Annotated in this window: 15 protein-coding genes and 1 tRNA gene; 13 read left to right on the top strand and 3 right to left on the bottom strand. The window is 42.9% G+C overall.

Going from position 1 to position 19,271, the window contains the following annotated elements; all coding sequences use genetic code 11:
* Position 1: 1 nt before the first annotated feature.
* The 3 genes from cysN to cysG are packed head-to-tail and all read right to left on the bottom strand — an operon-like array spanning position 2 to position 3,801.
* Positions 2-1,426 (bottom strand): sulfate adenylyltransferase subunit CysN, encoded by a 1,425-nt coding sequence (cysN, locus tag ATS72_RS10190; protein WP_010557704.1) that lies wholly within the window; start codon positions 1,424-1,426, stop codon positions 2-4.
* Positions 1,426-2,325, bottom strand: a complete 900-nt coding sequence (gene cysD, locus ATS72_RS10185) for a sulfate adenylyltransferase subunit CysD (protein WP_006791269.1) — start codon at positions 2,323-2,325, stop codon at positions 1,426-1,428. The genes cysN and cysD overlap by 1 nt, the downstream gene beginning before the upstream one ends.
* Before the next feature lie 51 nt (positions 2,326-2,376).
* Positions 2,377-3,801 carry a siroheme synthase CysG gene (cysG, locus tag ATS72_RS10180; RefSeq protein ID WP_058430020.1) on the bottom strand — a complete coding sequence of 475 codons (1,425 nt, stop codon included), beginning with the start codon at positions 3,799-3,801 and terminating at the stop codon, positions 2,377-2,379.
* Positions 3,802-4,078: 277 nt separating this feature from the next.
* Here cysG and deoC point away from each other — a divergent pair, with 277 nt between their 5' ends.
* The 13 genes from deoC (at position 4,079) to rpsG (ending at position 19,248) form a co-directional block, all read left to right on the top strand.
* Entirely contained in the window at positions 4,079-4,819 is a 741-nt protein-coding gene (gene deoC / locus ATS72_RS10175; protein ID WP_058430021.1) for a deoxyribose-phosphate aldolase, read from the top strand.
* A 10-nt stretch (positions 4,820-4,829) separates the two neighbouring features.
* A complete protein-coding gene (locus tag ATS72_RS10170; protein ID WP_039038343.1) occupies positions 4,830-5,678 on the top strand; it encodes an SPFH domain-containing protein in 849 nt (282 codons plus the stop codon).
* 106 nt (positions 5,679-5,784) lie between these two features.
* Positions 5,785-5,861 (top strand) — tRNA-Trp (locus ATS72_RS10165).
* A gap of 132 nt (positions 5,862-5,993) precedes the next feature.
* Entirely contained in the window at positions 5,994-6,371 is a 378-nt protein-coding gene (secE, locus tag ATS72_RS10160) for a preprotein translocase subunit SecE (RefSeq protein ID WP_006791265.1), read from the top strand.
* 4 nt (positions 6,372-6,375) lie between these two features.
* Positions 6,376-6,933: a transcription termination/antitermination protein NusG gene (nusG, locus tag ATS72_RS10155; RefSeq protein ID WP_006791264.1), complete on the top strand. Its 558-nt coding sequence runs from the start codon at positions 6,376-6,378 to the stop codon at positions 6,931-6,933.
* A gap of 214 nt (positions 6,934-7,147) precedes the next feature.
* Positions 7,148-7,576 (top strand): 50S ribosomal protein L11, encoded by a 429-nt coding sequence (rplK, locus tag ATS72_RS10150; protein WP_002958879.1) that lies wholly within the window; start codon positions 7,148-7,150, stop codon positions 7,574-7,576.
* Positions 7,577-7,579: 3 nt separating this feature from the next.
* Positions 7,580-8,284, top strand: a complete 705-nt coding sequence (gene rplA, locus ATS72_RS10145) for a 50S ribosomal protein L1 (protein WP_006791263.1) — start codon at positions 7,580-7,582, stop codon at positions 8,282-8,284.
* A 320-nt stretch (positions 8,285-8,604) separates the two neighbouring features.
* The gene (gene rplJ / locus ATS72_RS10140) at positions 8,605-9,099 is read left to right on the top strand and encodes a 50S ribosomal protein L10 (protein ID WP_006791262.1); all 495 of its coding nucleotides are present in this window, start codon (positions 8,605-8,607) and stop codon (positions 9,097-9,099) included.
* Between the two features lie 73 nt (positions 9,100-9,172).
* On the top strand, positions 9,173-9,535 hold the full coding sequence (gene rplL, locus ATS72_RS10135) for a 50S ribosomal protein L7/L12 (RefSeq protein ID WP_006791261.1): 363 nt from the start codon (positions 9,173-9,175) through the stop codon (positions 9,533-9,535).
* A 270-nt stretch (positions 9,536-9,805) separates the two neighbouring features.
* A complete protein-coding gene (gene rpoB / locus ATS72_RS10130) occupies positions 9,806-13,831 on the top strand; it encodes a DNA-directed RNA polymerase subunit beta (protein WP_006791260.1) in 4,026 nt (1,341 codons plus the stop codon).
* A 104-nt stretch (positions 13,832-13,935) separates the two neighbouring features.
* Positions 13,936-18,111, top strand: a complete 4,176-nt coding sequence (rpoC, locus tag ATS72_RS10125) for a DNA-directed RNA polymerase subunit beta' (protein WP_058430022.1) — start codon at positions 13,936-13,938, stop codon at positions 18,109-18,111.
* Between the two features lie 194 nt (positions 18,112-18,305).
* On the top strand, positions 18,306-18,680 hold the full coding sequence (gene rpsL, locus ATS72_RS10120; RefSeq protein WP_002958885.1) for a 30S ribosomal protein S12: 375 nt from the start codon (positions 18,306-18,308) through the stop codon (positions 18,678-18,680).
* Positions 18,681-18,777: 97 nt separating this feature from the next.
* Positions 18,778-19,248: a 30S ribosomal protein S7 gene (gene rpsG, locus ATS72_RS10115; protein ID WP_004588211.1), complete on the top strand. Its 471-nt coding sequence runs from the start codon at positions 18,778-18,780 to the stop codon at positions 19,246-19,248.
* Positions 19,249-19,271: the final 23 nt, after the last annotated feature.

Genomic DNA, 19,271 nt, shown 5'->3' with positions numbered 1-19,271 from the left:
CTTACAGTTTCGAAATATCAAGCGCTTGCCAATGCGGGAAGTGCTTGCGTACTAAGCTATTAAACTCAACTTCAAAGTCACTGAAATCGCTTTTGCTTTTCTCGCTTTGTAGTACGTGTTCAATCATACCGGCTGCTACCGTTAAGTTAGATAAACGGTCAATTAGAATGAAAGAGCCTGTTTCGTGGTTATTGTGGTACTCGTCGGCCAAAATAGTTTCGGTTAGTTCAAGCGTTACAATAGCAATTTCGTTTAGCTGTAATGAATCGGCAGAGCCGTGTTCAAGCGTGTTTACATCAATAGTGTGGTCAATCTTTTTAACCACAGCCGATGTGTTTTTGCTGCCTAGTTTTAGGTTGTAGTTTTTACCTAGCACTAATGGCGATTCGTGCATCCATACAATTTTAGCCTGAAGCTGATTAGTAACAGCGGCAGTTGAACTTGCCGGTACGATTACGTCGCCGCGGCTAATGTCTATTTCACTGTTTAGCGTAATAGTAATTGCTTGGCCTGCTTCTGCTGTGTCTAGGTTGCCATTAAAAGTGACAATTTCTTTAATGCTTGATGTTTTACCCGACGGTAATACTTTTACAGCGTCGCCTACTTGTAGCTTGCCCGATGCTAATGTGCCCTGAAAACCACGAAAGTTTAAGTTAGGGCGTATTACATATTGCACGGGTAAACGAGCTTCAAAACCGGTATCGGTTTGTGCCGCTGGCGAATCTTCTAAAAGCTCAAGCAGGGGTTTGTCGGTGTAATACGGTGTATGTGCAGAGCGCGTTACTACGTTATCGCCTTTAAGTGCCGACATAGGCACAAACTTGATGTTTGTTACATTTAGTTGCTCAGCAAATTTAAGGTAATCGGCTTTGATTTTTTCATAAACGGTTTCGTCAAAATCAACAATATCCATTTTATTAATGGCTACAACAAACTGTTTAATACCTAGCGAGTCACAAATAAAGCTATGGCGTTTAGTTTGTACTTGCACGCCGTAACGCGCATCAACCAAAATAATGGCGACATCGCTTGTTGATGCACCCGTTACCATGTTGCGTGTATATTGCTCGTGGCCTGGTGTGTCGGCAATAATAAATTTACGCTTAGCTGTTGAAAAGTATCGGTACGCTACGTCAATGGTAATACCTTGTTCGCGTTCAGCTTGTAGGCCATCTACTAATAATGCAAGGTCAAGATCTTCGCCTGCGTTACCTACTTTTTCGTTGTCTTTGTGAAGGGCTGCTAGCTGATCTTCATAAATTTGGTGGCTGTCGTGTAATAGGCGGCCAATCAGTGTTGATTTACCATCGTCTACACTGCCACAGGTAAGCATGCGCAATAAGCTTTTGTCTTGTTGACGTGCTAGGTAGGCGTCTATGCCTATTTCTTTTACTTCGTTAAATGTATCGTTATTTTGGCTAGACATTAGAAATACCCCTCACGTTTTTTCTTCTCCATTGAGCCTGCTGAGTCATGGTCAATAACGCGGCCTTCGCGTTCTGATGACGTAGATAGCAGCATTTCTTCAATAATTTCGGTTAGTGTACTGGCTGTAGATTCAACGGCGCCGGTTAGTGGGTAACAGCCTAATGTACGAAAACGGACCGATTTCATTTGTGGTACTTCGCCTTCTTCAAGTGGCATACGTTCGTCATCAACCATGATAAGTGTGCCGTCACGTTCAACTACTGGGCGCTCTTTAGCTAGGTAAAGTGGAACCATTTCGATGTTTTCTTGATAAATGTATTGCCAAATATCAAGCTCAGTCCAGTTAGATAACGGGAATACACGAATGCTTTCGCCTGGGTTTACTTGACTGTTATAAGTGTTCCAAAGCTCTGGACGTTGGTTTTTTGGATCCCAACGATGGTGCTTGTCGCGGAACGAGTACACACGTTCTTTTGCACGTGATTTTTCTTCGTCGCGGCGGGCGCCACCAAAGGCTGCATCAAAACCGTATTTGTTAAGAGCTTGCTTTAACCCTTGGGTTTTCATTATGTCGGTATGCTTACCCGAGCCATGCGTAAAGGGGCCAACGCCCATTGCTAAGCCTTCTGGGTTTTTGTGTACCAGTAGGTCAAAGTCGTACTCTTTTGCTATGCGGTCGCGAAATTCAATCATTTCACGAAACTTCCAGTCGGTGTCTACGTGTAATAACGGAAACGGAATTTTTGCAGGGTAAAACGCTTTACGCGCTAAGTGCAGAAGTACCGACGAGTCTTTACCAATTGAGTAAAGCATTACTGGGTTCTCAAACTCAGCGGCGACTTCGCGCATGATTTTGATACTTTCAGCTTCAAGTTGCTGAAGATGAGTTAAAGCCATTGTTAGTCGTCCTACTAAAATGATTAAAAGTTATAAAATTAAATTTGGTTACTAATTTGCTATATCGGTTAACGGTTGCGCATAGCTACTTGTTTGGTTGTTTTGCCCAAACCACGCAAGTTGCGAGTGTAGGGCGGCTACTTCACCAATAATAAGTAATGCTGGCGATACAATGCTGTTGCGTTCAATTAAATCGGCAAGCTCGCCTAATTGGCCTGTTACTACACGTTGATTTTTGCGCGTGCCATTTTCGATCACGGCAACTGGCGTATCGGCTTTACGGCCATGCTGTAATAGTTCTGCTTGAATGTGTGGTGACTTAATTACGCCCATGTATATAGCAAGTGTTTGGTTTGGCTTAGCCAGTGATTGCCAATCAAGTTCTTGGCCGTCTTTTTTACAGTGCCCTGTTACAAACTGAATAGCTTGGGCATGATCGCGATGCGTAAGCGGAATACCTGCATACGCACTACACCCTGCTGCAGCTGTAATACCCGGTACTATTTGGTAATTCACCTTGTTGGCAGCTAGTACTTGTACTTCTTCACCGCCGCGGCCATAAATAAAGGGATCTCCTCCTTTAATTCGGCATACTTTTTTACCTTGTTTAGCTAGGTCAACCAACATTTGGTTAGTATCTTCTTGAACAACACTATGGTCGCCTAAGCGTTTACCAACACAAATTAGGTCTGCATCACGACGAACAAGCTCCATAATTTCGTCAGACACTAAAAAGTCGTAAACAACGACATCAGCCTGTTGCATCAGTTGCAGTGCTTTAAGGGTTAAAAGCTCTGGGTCGCCAGGGCCTGCCCCTACCACATAAACTTCGCCCTCGGGCTCGGCTTTAGCGTCTAGCATTTGTTCAAGTTGTTGCTCAGCACCTTGGGTGTCGCCGGTTTGTACTTTACTCACAACTGATGAGTCGAACACGCCTTCCCAAAATTGGCGGCGGTCAGAAAAGTGCTTAAAGCGCTGTTTTACTTTATCTCTAAAGCCACCCACCAGAGTGGCAAGTGGGCCAATGTGTTGTGGTATTAATGTCTCTAACTTTTCGCGTAAACGGCGTGCCAGTACAGGGGCTGTTCCCGCACTCGAAATAGCAATTGTAATAGGGTTACGGTCAACAATAGAAGGAAATATAAACGTACATTTAGGTTGATCATCAACCACGTTTACAAACACATTGCGAGCATTGGCAAGCTCAAACACCGTGTTGTTAACTTCGTCTCGATCGGTTGCTGCAATAACTAGCATTTTTCCGTCTAGATGTGACTCGTCAAAGTAAGCGTCTATTAGGGTCACTTCGTTGTGTTGTGCGTGTTCTTTTAATTCGTCACAAAACCAAGGTGCCACTAAGGTTACTGCTGCACGGGCTTTTAAAAACGCGCGACACTTGCGTAATGCGACCTCTCCACCGCCAACAACCAATACAGGTTTGTTGTCGAGTTTGGTAAAGATAGGTAAATATTGCACGTTGGTAACACCCCTAAACAATTTTATAAAACGCTTTAATCTGTTGCGCAGAATATAGCGGCTATGTGTAAGTAAAAAATAATTAAAACCAAGTTGATATAACCAAAAGTTATATTGGGTGGCGGTTTTAAGCCTAAGACTGAGTTAACAAGGGATTGCGGCTAGTTACAAGTAAAATAATAAGCTTAGAGTGTTTGGTTATGAGCTATAGCGAGTTTTTTTTAATTTGTTAATATGAGGCATATTAATTTTACCCAAGCAGGGCAAGGGAGTCCGTATGACAAAACAACAAGACGCATTACTCGCAGTAGAGCTTATGGATTTAACTAGCTTAAACACAAGCGACACAACAAAAGATATTCAAGCTCTGATCAATAGTATTAGGCCTGCACTAGGTACGCCAGCTGCGGTGTGTGTGTATAGCGATTTTGTAGACGATGCAAAAATAGCGCTTGCTGCACGGGAGCTTAGTCACGTTAAAGTAGCAACGGTGACTAACTTTCCAACAGGTGATGCCCCGTTAAGCGATGTAATTAACGAAACTCTCATAGCTATTGAACGTGGTGCAGATGAAATAGACCTCGTTATTCCTTATAAAAAACTAGCAGCAGGTGACACGCAAGCCACGCTTAAGTACGTAAGTGAAAGTAAAAAAGCGTGCGGCACTAAAGCTCAGCTAAAAGTAATTATAGAAAGCGGCGAGCTAAAAACAGAGTCGTTGATTGCTCAAGCGACCGAACTGGCTATTAAAGGCGGCGCTGATTTTGTAAAAACGAGTACAGGCAAAGTCGCTATAAATGCGACGCTTGAGTCAACTAAGGTAATGTTAACGACCATTAAAAATTCAGGTCAACGTGTTGGTTTTAAAGCTGCCGGCGGTGTTAAAACGGTGGCTGATGCCAGTGAATATTTAGCACTAGCCCGTTCAATAATGAGCGATGACTATCTACAAGCCACCACATTTAGGTTTGGTGCTTCAAGCCTATTAAGCGATGTATATAAAGTATTAGAGAAATAAAGGACAAATAATGAGAGCAAGAAATTCAGGGATGCAAAGTTTGGTTAATAATTTAGTTAAAGGTGCCTTTGTTGTTGGTGTAATTGGGTTTGGATTAACCGCGTGCACTAACCCAAGTACGCCAGCAGGTGAAGAGGGCTATGTTTACGAAAAACCACGAGTATTTGGTGAAGGTGGTTACCAAGGCACCATGATAGGGCCTGCTAATTATGGTATGTCGTTACTGCGTAATGAAGTGGTAAACATAGATATGCGGCCTAATACGTATACCGAAACATTTAGAATATTAGCTAATGATGATTTAAACATAAAATTTGATTTTCATGCCGTGATTGCGATTCAAAGTGGTTCAGTGCAAACCGTTGTTGAACAATACGGAGCAGAGAACTGGTACAAACGTTTTGTGCGTGAAACGTTCAGAACTTACGTAAGAGATACGGTTCAGAAATACGACAGTGGTGAACTTAAAACAAACCGCGAAAAAATAGCCCAAGAGGTCACCCAACGTTTGCAAAACTATTTATCAACCACCCCCTTTAAGCTTGCCAATGTGGTTGTAGGTAATATTAACTACCCCGATATTGTTGCTAATGCGGTAGAGAAAAAACTAGCTGCGCAGCAGTTACTTGCTGAAAAAGAAACACAAAAAGAAATTGCGCGTAAAGATGCAGAAATACGTGTTGAAGAAGCAAAAGGCATAGCGCAGGCACAAAAAATTATTAACGCCACGCTTACAGCTAATTATTTACAACATGAAGCCATAAATGCGCAAATAAAAATGGCCGAGTCGCCAAACCATACAACGGTTTATATTCCTGTGGGTAATAATGGCGTGCCACTTGTTAAAGGGGCGAATTAAGCCTTTTTAATATTAAGTACTTAATTGTTTATAGAGATTTTGCATTACGGGTATCTTTTAGGCTTGTGTAAATGATTTGCGTAAGTATAATAGGCATCCACTTTGCAGGGGCGTAGTTCCAATTGGTAGAACAGCGGTCTCCAAAACCGACGGTTGGGAGTTCGAATCTCTCCGCCCCTGCCAATTTACTCATTAATATGAGTAAGTCTGGGGTTAAAAATCGGTTTAAATAAGTCTGTTTTTAAGTTTAGATTTTAATGGATTAACCCTGCCATTGTGTAGGGTTGTTGTGTCTGTAGTTAAGGTAATAATATTATGAGCACGAATGTAGAAACACCATCAAGCGGGATGGAGTCAGTGAAGTGGTTAGTAGCAATCGCGCTACTTGCAGGCGCAGTTGTTGGTAACCATATGTATGCAGATCAGTCTGTATTACTACGTGCTATCGGCGTTGTTGTTGCAATAGCGGCCGGATTAGCCATTGCCTCACAAACTTTTAAGGGACGTACCTTTCTTGCTTTCGCTAAAGAAGCGCGAATTGAAGTACGCAAAGTTATTTGGCCTACGCGTCAAGAAACTACCCACACGACATTAATTGTAATGGTTGCAACCGTGATTATGGCACTTATCCTTTGGGGATTAGATGGCATTTTATTCCGCGCTGTTGGCTTTTTAACTGGATTGGAGATCTGATCCCATGTCGGATGAGAACAAAGAAATTAAATTACGTTGGTACGTAGTACAAGCATTTTCTGGTTATGAAAAGCGTGTAGCTCAAACGTTAACTGAACACATTAAAATCGAAGGTCTTGAAGAGAGCTTTGGTGAAATATTAGTACCAACTGAAGAAGTGGTTGAGATGCGCGCAGGTCAAAAGCGTAAATCTGAGCGTAAATTCTTTCCAGGCTACGTACTAGTACAAATGGATATGAATGACGCTAGCTGGCACTTAGTAAATAGCACAGAGCGTGTAATGGGCTTCATTGGCGGTACATCTGACCGTCCAGCGCCAATCAGCTCTAAAGAAGCTGATCGTATTCTTAACCGTTTACAAGAAAATGCTGAAGCACCTAAGCCTGCTACATTATTCGAACCAGGTGAAGTGGTACGCGTAACTGACGGTCCATTTGCAGACTTCAGTGGTGTAGTTGAAGAAGTTGACTACGAAAAAAGCCGCGTTAAAGTATCTGTACTTATTTTTGGTCGTTCTACGCCAGTTGAACTTGAATTTGGTCAAGTTGAACAAGATAAGTAATTGATTAAAAAAGCTTCACTGCTGAAATTTTAAATTTTGGCACGAAGCTTGAAAAAGGCCGCTGATTATCTTATAATCAGCGGCCTTTTTGTATAAAGGTAAAAATTTATTTTTACAGTACAAAAAGTACGAAACCAATTTTTAAACTGGGAAGCCGTTAGAGTACGCGTCCTCGCGCGCACAAGGCTAAGACCCACCAAATGAGGTATTTATAATGGCTAAAAAAGTTGAAGCTCTAATCAAGCTACAAGTTGCCGCTGGTATGGCTAATCCTAGTCCTCCAGTAGGTCCTGCACTAGGTCAACACGGTGTAAACATCATGGAATTCTGTAAAGCGTTTAACGCACGTACAGAGTCTATCGAAAAAGGCGCTCCAGTTCCTGTAGTGATCTCTGTTTACGGTGACCGTTCATTTACGTTCGACATGAAAACGCCACCTGCTGCTTACTTACTTAAGAAAGCTGCTGGTATCAAGTCAGGCTCAGGCCGTCCTAACACTGACAAAGTAGGCACAGTAACTCGTGCTCAACTTGAAGAAATTGTTGAGACAAAACGAACTGACCTTACAGCTGCCGATATGGACGCAGCGGTTCGCACTATCGCAGGTTCTGCGCGTGCGATGGGCTTGAACGTAGAGGACTAAGAAATGGCTAAATTAACTAAACGTATGCGTACTATCCGCGAAAAAGTGGAAGTAACTAAAGATTACGAAATCAATGAAGCAGTTGCTCTTTTAAAAGAGTTAGCGACAGCTAAATTCGTAGAAAGTGTTGACGTTGCTGTTAACCTTGGTATCGATGCTCGTAAATCTGACCAAAACGTTCGTGGTGCAACTGTACTACCTAACGGTACTGGTCGTGACGTTCGCGTTGCAGTATTCACACAAGGCGCTAACGCAGAAGCTGCGAAAGAAGCCGGTGCTGAATTAGTAGGTATGGAAGATCTTGCTGAGCTAGTTAAAAAAGGCGAGATGGATTTTGACGTTGTTGTTGCATCTCCAGACGCTATGCGTGTTGTTGGTCAACTAGGTCAAATCTTAGGTCCACGTGGTCTAATGCCAAACCCTAAAACTGGTACTGTAACACCTAACGTTGCAGAAGCAGTTAAAAATGCTAAAGCTGGTCAAGTGCGTTACCGCAATGACAAAAACGGCATCATCCATACTACTATTGGTAAGGTTGATTTCACAGCTGAGCAACTTCAACAAAACCTTGAAGCTCTAATTGTTGCACTTAAGAAGGCTAAACCTTCTCAAGCTAAAGGTGTTTACTTGAAAAAAGTAACTATCTCTACAACAATGGGCGCAGGTGTTTCTGTTGACCAAGCTACTTTAAACACAGTAGTTGCTTAATTTAGTGTTTACATGGCACGAAATTTGTACTATAATTTCGCGCCATTTTGTTGATTAATTTATTAATTAGCAAAATAAAGAATTCGGGTTGAAGTCCATAATTTCGGTGCGCCTCTGGCAAAGCGATAAATTGGGCTTCCGTCCAAGACCGTAGGCGGCTTAGGCCTTAATTTTACCTACGTAGACGGTGTAGACCCCAGATAGATTTTTCCTAATCCTTCTGGCTCTCGCCGTAAAAAGCATCTCTACCTTTTTGGTAGGGAAGAGTAGAACAGGGGAAACCGATTGTCGGTAACCCCATTAAACCAGGAGTAACACCCATGGCTTTAAATCTTCAAGGCAAAAAAGCAATAGTTGCTGAAGTCAACGAAGCAGCCAATGGTGCTCTATCTGCAGTTGTTGCAGATTCTCGTGGTGTAACAGTTGGCGCAATCACTGCCCTTCGTAAAGAAGCTCGTGAAGCTGGTGTATGGATGAAAGTTGTTCGTAACACTTTAGCAAAACGTGCTCTTGAAGGAACAGATTTTGAGTGTCTTTCTGATTCATTTGTTGGTCCAAGCTTAATCGCTTTCTCATCAGAGCACCCAGGTGCTGCTGCGCGTATCTTTTCAGATTTCGCGAAAAAGAATGAGAAATTCGAAGTTAAAACGGCCGCTTTTGAAGGTAACGTAGTAGATGCAGCTATGCTTGCAACTCTACCTACATACGACGAAGCTGTTGCACGCTTAATGAGTGCTATGAAAGAAGCGTCTGCTGGCAAATTGTGTAAAACAATTGAAGCAGTACGTGTACAGAAAGAAGAGCAAGCTGCTTAATTTTAAGTTGTTTAATCCTTTCGGTGTAAAATTTATTTGGACCTAGAGTCCGTTAATTATTAGGAAATTTGTAATGTCTGTATCTAAAGACCAAATCCTTGACGCAATTGCTGAAATGTCAGTAATGGACGTTGTTGCTCTTGTTGAAGCAATGGAAGAAAAATTCGGCGTAACTGCTGCAGCTGCAATGGTAGCTGGTCCAGCTGCTGAAGCTGCTGAAGAGAAAACAGAATTTGACGTAATCCTTACTGGCGCTGGCGCTAACAAGGTTGCTGCAATCAAAGCTGTTCGTAGCGCTACAGGCCTTGGCCTTAAAGAAGCTAAAGCTCTTGTTGAAGCTGCTCCTACACCTGTTAAAGAAGGTGTATCTAAAGAAGAAGCTGAAGCACTTGCAAAAGATCTTACTGAAGCTGGTGCTGAAGTTGAGGTTAAGTAATTTAGCTTACGCTAAGTTCGCTGCCTGAGAAATCAGGCAAGGGCTGGTGATTATTTAATCACCGGCCTTTTTGCGCTATGGAGTGATGCACTCTTATAGCGCAAATAAAATCTAATTGTTTCTTTACTTTCAACGCTTTATAGTTTGCTAGTGTTGAAAAGGGATTTAATTAGAACAACAATAAAATGTTGTAAATCTTGGCATAGCTGCCAGTTAAGTCTGTTCTTACAAGAACAGGTCGGGTCAAAGATCAGCAAGCTGAGGAACCCCATGGCTTACTCTTATTCTGAAAAGAAACGTATCCGTAAGGATTTTGGTAAACGTCCACAAGTTTTGGATATACCTTTTTTACTGTCTACACAGTTAGAATCGTTTAAAAAATTCTTAGTGCCGGACGCTGATGGCGATCATGGTTTGGAAGCTGCCTTCCGTTCTGTGTTCCCTATAAAAAGCTACTCGGGAAATTCTGAGCTTCAATACGTAAGTTACCGTATTGGTGAGCCAGTTTTCGATGTAAAAGAATGTCAAATTCGCGGTGTGACTTATTCTGCTCCACTTCGCGTGAAACTGCGTCTTGTTGTTATGGACAAAGAAGCTCCAGGCACAGTTAAAGACATTAAAGAGCAAGAAGTTTACATGGGCGAAATTCCGCTCATGACCGATACCGGTACCTTTGTAATCAATGGTACAGAGCGTGTTATCGTTTCTCAGCTACACCGTAGCCCTGGTGTATTCTTTGATAACGACCGCGGTAAAACTCATTCATCAGGTAAAGTATTATATAACGCACGCGTTATTCCTTACCGTGGTTCATGGTTAGACTTCGAATTTGATGCAAAAGATAACTTATATGTACGTATTGACCGCCGTCGTAAATTACCGGCGTCTATCATCTTACGTGCACTTGAGTACTCTAGCGAAGAAATCCTAGATATCTTCTTCGATACAACTGCGTTTGAAGTAGCTGACGGTAAAGTTCTAATGGAACTTGTACCTTCACGTTTACGTGGTGAAACTGCCGCTTTTGATATCAAAGGCGAAGACGGTGAAGTACTTGTTGAAAGCGGTCGTCGTGTTACGGCTCGTCACATCAAGAGTATCGAGAAAAAAGGCATTACTCAGTTAGAAGTACCTCATGAGTACATCATTGGCCGTATTATTTCTAAAAACTACGTTGATGAATCAACGGGTGAAGTTATTGCAAACGCGAATGATGAATTAACTCTTGAGCTTATGGCTGAATTAGTTAAAGCCGGTCACACTACCATTGATACGTTGTACATCAATGAAGTGGACAGCGGTGCTTACATGTCAAATACATTGAACATTGACTCTTCAAGCAACCGTTTAGAAGCACTAGTAGAAATTTATCGCATGATGCGCCCAGGCGAGCCACCGACGAAAGACGCGGCTGAAGCCTTATTCCAAAACTTGTTCTTCTCTGAAGAACGTTACGACCTATCAACTGTTGGTCGTATGAAGTTTAATAGCCGTGTTGGTTACGATTCTGACACAGGCCCAGGCACATTAAGCAAAGAAGACATCGTGTCTGTTATGAAAGTATTAATTGCTATTCGTAACGGTCAAGGCGATGTTGATGATATCGACCACTTAGGCAACCGTCGTATACGTAGTGTTGGCGAAATGGCTGAGAACCAGTTCCGTGTTGGTCTAGTACGTGTAGAACGTGCTGTACGTGAGCGTTTAAGCTTAGGTGACCTTGACGCGATAATGCCACAAGATCTTATTAACGCTAAGCCTATTTCGGCAGCGGTTAAAGAGTTCTTCGGCTCGTCTCAGTTATCACAGTTTATGGACCAAAATAACCCGCTATCAGAAGTAACGCATAAGCGTCGTATTTCTGCATTAGGTCCGGGCGGTCTAACACGTGAGCGCGCTGGCTTTGAAGTACGTGACGTTCACGTAACTCACTACGGTCGCGTATGTCCAATCGAGACTCCTGAGGGTCCAAACATCGGTCTAATTAACTCATTGTCTACGTACGCACGTACAAATGACTACGGTTTCTTAGAAACACCTTACCGCAAAGTGGTAGACGGTGTAGTAACTGATGAAGTTGATTACTTATCAGCCATTGAAGAAGGTCAGTTTGTTATCGCACAGGCGAACTCAAACTTAACTGAAACCAATGAGTTTGTAGATGAACTTATTCCATGTCGTCACAAAGGTGAATCAACCTTTATGGGTCGCATGGACCAGCAATATATGGATGTATCACCACAACAGGTGATCTCTGTAGCAGCAGCACTTATCCCGTTCCTAGAACACGATGATGCTAACCGCGCATTGATGGGTTCAAACATGCAACGTCAAGCAGTACCAACATTGAAAGCGGATAAGCCGTTAGTAGGTACAGGTATTGAGTTAACACTAGCGAAAGATTCTGGTGTAACGATTGTTGCAAAACGTGGTGGTGAAGTAATGTATGCCGACGCAAGTCGCATCGTTGTAAACGTACATGAAGAAGAACGCATCCCTGGTGAAGCGGGTATCGACATATACAACTTAACCAAGTACACACGTTCTAACCAAAATACATGTATTAACCAAAAACCAACGTGCATGGTTGGTGAACCGGTTACTCGTGGTGACGTGTTAGCAGATGGTCCTTCGACTGACTTAGGTGACTTAGCCCTTGGTCAAAACCTTCGCGTGGCATTCATGCCATGGAACGGTTATAACTTCGAGGATTCAATCTTACTATCAGAGCGCGTAGTTGAAGAAGATCGTTTAACGACTATCCACATTCAAGAACTACAGTGTGTTGCCCGTGATACTAAATTAGGTCCAGAAGAGATCACTGCAGATATCCCTAACGTGGGTGAGTCTGCACTAGGCAAGCTTGATGAATCAGGCGTTGTTTATATTGGTGCTGAAGTTAAAGGCGGCGATATTCTAGTAGGTAAAGTGACTCCGAAAGGCGAAACACAGCTTACACCTGAAGAGAAGCTACTGCGTGCTATCTTCGGCGAAAAAGCATCTGACGTTAAAGACAGCTCTTTACGTGTACCAAACTCTGTAACTGGTACAGTAATTGACGTGCAAGTTTTCACCCGTGACGGTGTTGAAAAAGATAAGCGTGCGTTAGAAGTTGAAGACATGCAGCTTCGCGAAGCGAAGAAAGACTTCAACGAAGAGTTCCGTATTCTTGAAGCTGGCGTTTTAGAACGCGCTCGTAAGCTACTTGTAGCTGCAGGCTTTGATGAAAACAACTTAGTGTCATTAAATGCTGAGAAACTATTAACTCAAAGCCTTGCTGAAGAAGATAAGCAAGCTGAACTTGAGCAACTAGCTGCACAGTACGATGAACTTAAAGCTGAATACGATAAGAAGTTTGAAAACAAACGTCGTAAAATTACTCAAGGTGATGACTTAGCACCAGGCGTACTTAAAATTGTTAAAGTATACCTAGCTGTTAAACGTCGTATCCAACCGGGTGATAAAATGGCGGGTCGTCACGGTAACAAAGGTGTTATCTCGACTATCGTACCAGTAGAAGATATGCCATACGATGATAAAGGTCGTACGGTAGATATCGTACTAAATCCACTAGGTGTACCATCGCGTATGAACATCGGTCAGATCCTTGAAACACATATGGGTCTTGCTGCACGTGGTATCGGTGAACGTTTAGAAGAAATGATGAAAGAGCAACGTGAGCTTCATGAGCTACGTGAATTCATCAAGCAAGCTTACGAAATTGGTGAATCTCGCCAAGTTGTAGACATTGCAAGTTTCTCTGATGACGAAATTCGTCGCCTAGCTGAAAACTTAAAAGGTGGTTTACCAATCGCTACTCCTGCATTTGATGGCGCTAAAGAAGACGAAATCAAAGACATGCTAGAGCTTGGTGGATACCCTAGAAGTGGTCAGGTTACACTTTATGATGGCCGTACTGGCGATCAGTTTGAACGTCAAGTAACTGTTGGTTACATGTACATGCTTAAACTTAACCACTTGGTTGATGATAAGATGCACGCACGTTCTACTGGTTCTTACAGCCTTGTTACTCAGCAGCCGCTGGGTGGTAAAGCACAGTTCGGTGGCCAGCGTTTTGGTGAGATGGAAGTATGGGCACTTGAAGCTTATGGTGCTGCTTACACTCTACAAGAAATGCTAACAGTGAAATCGGATGACGTGAATGGTCGTACTAAGATGTATAAAAACATCGTTGATGGTAACCACAAGATGGAACCAGGTATGCCAGAATCGTTCAACGTATTGTTGAAAGAAATCCGCTCACTGGGTATCAACATCGAGTTGGAAGAAAATTAAGCCAATTAGATGCTGCAGTTGACGCTGCAGCATCTGTTACGGCTGAATAGAATGTAGGGACGAGATTACCCGTCCTCGAGATTAACTCCGACAGGAGAGCTAAGGTGAAAGACTTACTTAAGTTTCTGAAGCAACAAAATAAGACCGAAGAATTCGATGCAATTCGCATTGGTCTTGCTTCACCAGACATGGTTCGTTCATGGTCATACGGTGAAGTAAAGAAACCTGAGACTATTAACTACCGTACTTTCAAGCCTGAGCGCGATGGCTTATTCTGTGCCCGTATTTTCGGCCCAGTGAAAGATTATGAGTGTTTATGTGGTAAATATAAACGCCTTAAACACCGTGGTGTGATCTGTGAGAAGTGTGGCGTTGAAGTTACACTGACCAAAGTGCGTCGTGATCGTATGGGTCATATTGACCTTGCGAGCCCAGTAGCACATATATGGTTTTTAAAATCATTACCGTCACGTATCGGCTTAATGCTAGATATGACGCTTCGTGATATTGAACGTGTTCTTTACTTCGAATCATTCGTAGTAACTGAGCCAGGTATGACAACGCTTGAGCGTGGTCAGTTACTAGGTGAAGAAGAGTACCTAGATGCATTAGAAGAGCACGGCGATGAGTTTGAAGCGAAGATGGGTGCTGAAGCAGTTTTAGACTTGCTTCGTGAACTTGATCTTGGCCAATTAATTGCTGAGATGCGTGAAGAGTTACCAACAATTAACTCTGAAACTAAGCGTAAAAAAATCACTAAACGTCTTAAGTTAATGGAATCATTCCACCAATCAGGTAATAACCCTGAGTGGATGATCATGACAGTACTTCCAGTATTGCCACCTGATCTACGTCCATTAGTACCACTAGACGGTGGTCGTTTTGCGACATCTGATCTAAATGACCTTTACCGTCGTGTTATTAACCGTAACAACCGTCTTAAGCGTCTATTAGATTTAGCAGCACCAGACATTATCGTACGAAACGAAAAACGTATGTTACAAGAAGCGGTAGATGCGCTACTTGACAACGGTCGTCGTGGTCGTGCTATTACAGGTTCTAACAAGCGTCCGCTTAAATCTCTTGCTGATATGATCAAGGGTAAGCAAGGTCGTTTCCGTCAGAACTTACTTGGTAAGCGTGTAGATTACTCAGGCCGTTCTGTAATCACAGTAGGTCCTACACTTAAGCTTCACCAATGTGGTCTTCCTAAGAAGATGGCACTTGAGCTATTCAAACCGTTTATCTACGGCAAACTAGAGCGTCGCGGCATGGCTACGACAATCAAAGCTGCTAAGAAAATGGTAGAGCGTGAAGTAGCGGAAGTATGGGATGTATTAGACGAAGTAATTCGTGAACATCCGGTACTACTAAACCGTGCACCAACACTTCACCGTTTGGGTATCCAAGCGTTTGAGCCTGTGCTTATCGAAGGTAAAGCGATTCATTTGCATCCATTAGTATGTGCGGCTTACAACGCCGATTTCGATGGTGACCAAATGGCGGTACACGTACCGTTAACAATTGAAGCACAGCTTGAAGCACGTGCATTGATGATGTCAACAAACAACATTCTATCTCCTGCGAATGGTGAGCCAATCATCGTTCCTTCACAGGATGTTGTATTGGGTCTTTACTACATGACCCGTGATTGCATCAACGCAAAAGGCGAAGGCGCAATATTTAAAGATCCTAAAGAAGCAGAAAAAGCATACCGTAGCGGTAATGCAGACCTTCACGCTATTGTGAAAGTACGTATTAGCCAGTCAGTTGCTAACGAGCACGGTGTAGTAGAAGACACTACAACGGTTATCGAAACAACGGTAGGTCGTGCAATTCTGTCTCTAATTTTGCCAACTGGTATGCCGTTTGAGTCAATCAACCAGCCACTAGGTAAGAAGCAGATTTCTAGCTTGTTGAACGAGTGTTACCGTCGCTTAGGCCTTAAAGACACCGTTGTGTTTGCTGACCAAGTTATGTACACCGGTTTCCATTACGCAATGAAGTCTGGTGTTTCTATCGGTATCGATGACTTAGTTATCCCACCGGTTAAAGCGCAGATCATTGAATCAGCAGAAGCTGAAGTAACTGAAATCAACCAACAATTCCAATCAGGTCTTGTAACGGCTGGTGAGAAGTACAACAAAGTTATCGATATCTGGTCTCGTGTAAATGAAAACTTATCACGTGAGATGATGGCTAACTTGTCGAAAGACACAGTAACCAACGCGAAAGGTGAAGAAGTAGAGCAACCGTCATTTAACTCAGTGTTTATGATGGCCGACTCAGGTGCTCGTGGTAGTGCCGCTCAGATCCGTCAGCTAGCAGGTATGCGTGGTCTAATGGCACGTCCAGATGGTTCAATCATCGAGACACCAATCACGGCTAACTTCCGTGAAGGTCTAAATGTACTTCAGTACTTCATCTCAACTCACGGTGCGCGTAAAGGTCTAGCCGATACAGCACTGAAAACAGCGAACTCGGGTTACTTAACGCGTCGTCTAGTAGACGTAGCACAAGATTTGGTAATCAACGAAGACGACTGTGGCACAGAAGATGGCTTAACAATGAAACCGCTTATTGAAGGTGGTGATGTTGTAGAAGCGCTTCGCGAACGTGTACTAGGTCGTGTTGTAGCTGAAGATGTTGTTATTCCAGGTACTAATACTGTACTTGTAGAACGTAATATCATGCTTGATGAAAAACTGTGTGACCTTTTAGAAGAGCACTCGGTTGATGAAGTACGCGTACGCTCAGTTATCACATGTGATAATGACTTTGGTGTATGTGCTAACTGTTATGGTCGTGACCTTGCACGTGGTCATATCATCAACGCAGGTGAATCAGTAGGTGTTATCGCGGCACAGTCAATTGGTGAGCCGGGTACACAGCTTACGATGCGTACATTCCACATCGGTGGTGCGGCATCTCGAGCGTCAGCTGAAAATAATGTACAAGTTAAAACTAACGGTACATTAAAACTTCACAATGCTAAGTATGTATTAAATACAGACGGTAAGATTGTTATTACGTCTCGTTCAACGGAAATCACTATCATCGATAGTCATGGCCGTGAAAAAGAGCGTTATAAAGTACCTTATGGTGCAGTTTTAACAGTTCAAGACAATGCAGAAGTTCAAGGTAACGACATTGTTGCTACTTGGGACCCGCATAGTCACCCAATCGTTCTTGAGCACAAATCAAAAGTATCGTTTAGCGATATCGATGACTCGAATACAGAGACACAAACCGATGAACTAACAGGTTTGACTCGTATCGTAGTTAAAGACCTTGCTAAAGCGAATGCTAAAGAGCCTAAACTTATCATCGAAAGTGATGAGCGTGGTCTGCAAGAAACACGTCTTCCTTCATTCACAACGATTGAAGTAACAGACGGTGCGACTGCAAACCCAGGTGACGTGTTAGCACGTATCCCGCAAGAAGGTTCTAAAACTCGTGATATCACGGGTGGTCTACCACGCGTAGCCGACTTATTTGAAGCGCGTAAGCCAAAAGATCCAGCTATCTTAGCTGAAATCACCGGTACTATTAGCTTCGGTAAAGAGACTAAAGGTAAGAAGCGTTTAGTTATTACTCCAGCTGAAGGCGATCATTACGAAGAAATGATTCCTAAGTGGCGTCAACTTAACGTGTTTGAAGGTGAACAAGTGTCTAAAGGTGAGGTAATTGCCGATGGTCCTGAATCACCACATGACATCTTACGCCTACGTGGTGTGACTCATGTTGCTAACTACATTGTTAACGAAGTGCAAGAGGTTTACCGTTTGCAAGGCGTTAAGATCAATGACAAGCACATTGAAACAATTATCCGTCAAATGTTACGTAAATGTACCATTTTACACGGTGGTGATACTGACTTCTTAGCTGGTGAACAAATCGAAGTGGCGCGCGTTAATATCGCAAACCGTGACCTTGAAAAACAAGGTAAGATCCCAGCGAAGTTTGAAATCCAGTTAATGGGTATTACTAAAGCATCACTAGCGACAGAATCTTTCATCTCTGCAGCGTCTTTCCAAGAAACAACACGTGTTCTTACAGATGCAGCAGTGAATGGTAAGAGCGATGAGCTTCGCGGTCTGAAAAAAAACGTAATTGTGGGTCGTTTGATCCCAGCCGGTACCGGTTTTGCGTATCATCAAGATCGTATGGCTCGCCGTAAACAAAGCAAAGAAGTAGTAGAAGAGCAAACAGTAAGCGCTGAAGAGGCAACTCAAGCACTAACTGATGCACTAAATGCTGATTTGTCTGGAAATCAATAAACTGTTCTTAATCAATAGATTAAGAGATCGTAAGGCAGTTAAGTGCTGTCTTACGGTTAGTTTAGGTTGACAGGTTAAACTTTGCTCATTAAAATTCCGCCACCCATTTACTTGTGTGCTTATCGTAGGCAGGTAATAAAGGGCGGATTTTTTTATTTTTTTCAGTAGTAATTTTAATTTCAGGAGCTATTTAAATGGCAACTATTAACCAGCTAGTGCGTAAGCCACGCCGTAGCAAGGTTACGAAAAGTAACTCAGCTGCACTAAAAGCGTGTCCGCAAAAGCGCGGTGTATGTACTCGTGTATATACAACTACACCTAAGAAACCAAACTCAGCGTTACGTAAAGTAGCTCGTGTACGTTTAACTAACGGTTTCGAAGTAACATCTTACATCGGTGGTGAAGGTCATAACCTTCAAGAGCACAGTGTAATCCTAATCCGTGGTGGTCGTGTTAAAGATTTACCAGGTGTGCGTTTTCACACTGTACGTGGTGCACTTGACTGTGCAGGCGTTAGCGACCGTCGTCAAGCTCGTTCTAAATACGGTGCAAAACGCCCTAAAGGGTAATTGTATTCCGTTAGTAAGGCCAAGCACTAAATATTATTAATTATTGTTTTGGGTGATTGACTCGAAAGAGCAAACCTGAATAAACCGGAGATACAAAATGCCTAGAAGACGCGTAATAGGTCAACGTAAAATTCTTCCAGATCCTAAGTTCGGATCGGAACTTCTTGCTAAATTCGTTAACATCGTAATGTTAGACGGCAAGAAATCTACTGCTGAAAAAATTGTTTATGGTGCGCTAGACGTGGCTGCTGAGAAATCAGGCAAGTCGCACCTAGAAATCTTTGAATCTGCACTTGATAACATCCGTCCACAGGTAGAGGTTAAATCTCGCCGTGTTGGTGGTTCAACTTATCAAGTACCAGTTGAAGTACGTCCAGTTCGTCGCAACGCATTAGGTATGCGTTGGTTAGTAGACGCTGCACGTAAGCGTGGCGAAAAATCTATGGGCTTACGTTTAGCTCAAGAAATCGTTGACGCTGCTGATAATAAAGGCACTGCGGTTAAGAAACGTGAAGACGTTCACCGTATGGCTGAAGCGAATAAAGCATTCGCTCATTACCGTTGGTAATCTGTCCTTAACCTTTAAGAGGA

This window comes from Pseudoalteromonas sp. 13-15 (assembly GCF_001468205.2).
Lineage (GTDB): Bacteria > Pseudomonadota > Gammaproteobacteria > Enterobacterales > Alteromonadaceae > Pseudoalteromonas > Pseudoalteromonas marina.
This window is presented reverse-complemented; position numbering and strand designations above follow the sequence as displayed.

What these genes read in the sequence shown, in the direction of transcription:
- cysN (WP_010557704.1), bottom strand. Translation starts at nt 1,426, where the DNA reads ATGTCTAGCCAAAATAACGATACATTTAACGAAGTAAAAGAAATAGGC.
- cysD (WP_006791269.1), bottom strand. Translation starts at nt 2,325, where the DNA reads ATGGCTTTAACTCATCTTCAGCAACTTGAAGCTGAAAGTATCAAAATC.
- deoC (WP_058430021.1), top strand. Translation starts at nt 4,079, where the DNA reads ATGACAAAACAACAAGACGCATTACTCGCAGTAGAGCTTATGGATTTA.
- ATS72_RS10170 (WP_039038343.1), top strand. Translation starts at nt 4,830, where the DNA reads ATGAGAGCAAGAAATTCAGGGATGCAAAGTTTGGTTAATAATTTAGTT.
- secE (WP_006791265.1), top strand. Translation starts at nt 5,994, where the DNA reads ATGAGCACGAATGTAGAAACACCATCAAGCGGGATGGAGTCAGTGAAG.
- nusG (WP_006791264.1), top strand. Translation starts at nt 6,376, where the DNA reads ATGTCGGATGAGAACAAAGAAATTAAATTACGTTGGTACGTAGTACAA.
- rplK (WP_002958879.1), top strand. Translation starts at nt 7,148, where the DNA reads ATGGCTAAAAAAGTTGAAGCTCTAATCAAGCTACAAGTTGCCGCTGGT.
- rplA (WP_006791263.1), top strand. Translation starts at nt 7,580, where the DNA reads ATGGCTAAATTAACTAAACGTATGCGTACTATCCGCGAAAAAGTGGAA.
- rplJ (WP_006791262.1), top strand. Translation starts at nt 8,605, where the DNA reads ATGGCTTTAAATCTTCAAGGCAAAAAAGCAATAGTTGCTGAAGTCAAC.
- rplL (WP_006791261.1), top strand. Translation starts at nt 9,173, where the DNA reads ATGTCTGTATCTAAAGACCAAATCCTTGACGCAATTGCTGAAATGTCA.
- rpoB (WP_006791260.1), top strand. Translation starts at nt 9,806, where the DNA reads ATGGCTTACTCTTATTCTGAAAAGAAACGTATCCGTAAGGATTTTGGT.
- rpsL (WP_002958885.1), top strand. Translation starts at nt 18,306, where the DNA reads ATGGCAACTATTAACCAGCTAGTGCGTAAGCCACGCCGTAGCAAGGTT.
- rpsG (WP_004588211.1), top strand. Translation starts at nt 18,778, where the DNA reads ATGCCTAGAAGACGCGTAATAGGTCAACGTAAAATTCTTCCAGATCCT.